1 protein-coding gene and 1 pseudogene are annotated in these 2046 nt (G+C 60.4%); both read right to left on the bottom strand.

Annotated features, from left to right (window positions below; translation table 11 throughout):
* Positions 1 to 1295 (bottom strand): annotated as a pseudogene (locus O3648_RS08170) (5-methyltetrahydropteroyltriglutamate--homocysteine S-methyltransferase); the annotation flags it as partial.
* Positions 1296 to 1456: 161 nt separating this feature from the next.
* The coding region (locus O3648_RS08165) for a methylenetetrahydrofolate reductase (protein WP_371569527.1) at positions 1457 to 2046 on the bottom strand (590 nt) is incomplete at its 5' end.

The raw sequence follows: 2046 nt of genomic DNA, 5'->3' as shown, positions 1-2046 counted from the left end.
GCACGGCGAACATCAATGGTCGGGCGGTCAAAGTCCTCAGCAACCACAGCGGTGGCACGGGCACGAATCTCGTCGTTGTGCTTGCGCGGGTCAGCGGCGAAGCGAGCCAGTGCCTCATCAGCAGCTTTCAACTCCGGCTCAACAACAGCCTCACCCCCAGCCAGGCCACGAGCCAGCAGAGCAATCTCAGCGACCTTCTGATCAGCGAATGACAGGCCGTCCACCGGAACTTCGGCCGGGTCTTCCAGAGCCAGGTCGTGCGGCACATGCTGCAGGGAGGTCGAAGAAGCCACCGACACGGCACCCTCGGATGCGCCCGGCAGCGCCTCCAGAGCCTTCAGGGCGGCACGAACATCAGCACGCCACACGTTACGACCGTTCACAACACCGGCAACCAGGTGAACACCCGCGGCAGAAACAGACTCCAGCTCAGCCTTCGAGTACACACCGTGCACCAGGTCAAGGTGCAGAGCCTCAATGCCGGTACCCAGCAGTGCCGGCAGGTTATCACGCAAGGAACCGTAGGGGCTGGTCACCAGAATCTGCGGGCGCTTCTCGCCAGCAGCCAGGGCACGGTAGGTGCGCTCAGCCAGCTCAGCAACCTTCGTGTTGTCGGCACGGTCCACGGTCAGACCCGGCTCGTCCAGCTGAACCCACTCAACACCGCGCTCAGCCAGCTGCTCCAGCACCTGAGCATACGCGGCAACGAACTCGTCCAGACGGTCGATAGGAGAGAAGTCCTCAGCGGAACCCTGCTCAGCCTTAGCGCCCAGCAGCAGGGTCAGCGGGCCAACAATCTGCGGGCGAACCTTCACGCCAGCCTGCTTTGCTACCTCAAGCTGCTCGTCAATAGCCTCAAGATTCAGCTTAATCTCGGTACCGGCACCAATCTCAGGCACCAGGTAGTGGTAGTTGGTGTCGAACCACTTAGTCATCTCCAGCGGGGGCAGGGTCTCGGTACCGCGCGCCAGTGCGAAGTAGCCGGGCAGATCCAGCAGACCGCGTGCGTCCTTAGCCTCAGCCAGACGCTCGGGAACCAGGGTGAACAGGCGAACCACATCAAGCACCTGGTCGTAGTAGGAGAAGGTCGCCGGAATCGAGTAGTTATCAGCCTTCAGACCCGCAGCGGTTACGCGCTCGAAGTAGGTGCGCTGCACGTCAGCGGCAGTGTCCTGCAGCTCCTGCAGGGTTGCCATGCCCTTCCAGAAAGCCTCCTGAGCCTTCTTCAGTTCGCGGAAGCGGCCCACGCGGGGGTAGCCAACAATGGTTGCGGCGGGGAATGCGGTGTTCGACATAATATTTTTTCCTTTACTGGGGATAGATAGGGGAGTCAGTTCCGGTGTTTTACCACCCGACTGTGGGCGGTAAAACGGAGAACTCAACAACTCCCGGAATATTTGTGGGGGAGAAAATGGAAACGCATCCGACAAGGAGCGTTATGGGTTGAGGTGGGGTTTTAGGCGTATTCCAGTTCGCTCAGCGACTGAGAGAAACGGTTACTGTACCGCGGCAAATCCAGCTGGTCCAGAACGTCCAGCACCGCGGCATGCTCGTTGAAGGTGAAGAAGTGCAGACCCGGTGCGCCCGCGTCCATCACGGTGCGGCACTGGTTCAACGCGTACTCAACACCGATGCGGTGCATCTCAGCGCTACTGGTTGCTGTCTCAAGGCGGTAGGCAAGATCTGCCGGAACCGGCATGCCCGCCATCTGACAGAGGTTCTGTAGGCGCTTCAGGGAGGTTACCGGCATGATGCCCGGGATAATCGGAATATCCACGCCTGCCAGGTGCGCCGAATCGACTAGGGCGCTGTAGCGCTCATCCTCAAAGAACACCTGAGTGATCGCGAAGTCCGCGCCGGCACGCTGCTTGGACAGCAGAATCTCAATATCCTGCAGCAGGGATGCGGACTCGGGGTGCTTCTGCGGGTATGCCGCTACACCAATCGACACCTTGCCAGCCGCCAGGTGGGCGAAATCTTCACGCTCAACGCGGCGAATGAGCTCTACCAGGTAGCGGGCGAAAGGAAGTTCAGAAACCTGACCTT

Source organism: Rothia sp. 27098_8_161 (genome assembly GCF_041432905.1).
Lineage (GTDB): Bacteria > Actinomycetota > Actinomycetes > Actinomycetales > Micrococcaceae > Rothia.
Note: the sequence above shows the minus strand (reverse complement) of the source record. Positions and strands in the feature narration are given on the sequence as shown.